This window comes from Stenotrophomonas sp. SrG (assembly GCF_050031795.1).
Lineage (GTDB): Bacteria > Pseudomonadota > Gammaproteobacteria > Xanthomonadales > Xanthomonadaceae > Stenotrophomonas > Stenotrophomonas rhizophila_A.
The window spans coordinates 1-235 of the sequence record NZ_JBNBBE010001366.1 but is presented as its reverse complement, the minus strand read 5'-3'; the positions used below and the strand labels follow the sequence as shown (position 1 = coordinate 235).

The 235-nt window shown below is 69.4% G+C and carries 1 pseudogene; it reads right to left on the bottom strand.

What is annotated here, in order from left to right:
• Positions 1–235, bottom strand: a pseudogene (locus tag ACQG3P_RS23870) (pteridine-dependent deoxygenase); the annotation flags it as partial.

The following is a 235-nucleotide window of genomic DNA, read 5'->3' as shown; positions in this document are numbered from 1 at the left end:
AGCCAGTACACCTGCAGCCGGCGTACGCCATCGAAACGGCCAATGCAGGTGGCCGCCGGCAGGGCGGCCTCGACCAGCTCGCGCAGCCCACGCACCCGGCCCACGCAGAAGCGCCGTTAGCGTTCCTGGTCGCCGTCGCCTTCGGTCACCGCGTCCAGGTAGTTCCAGGTGCGCAGCCGGTGCGGGAAACCGCAGTTGGCCAGAAAGCCACTCATCCGAGCGTAGGCGTCTGCCG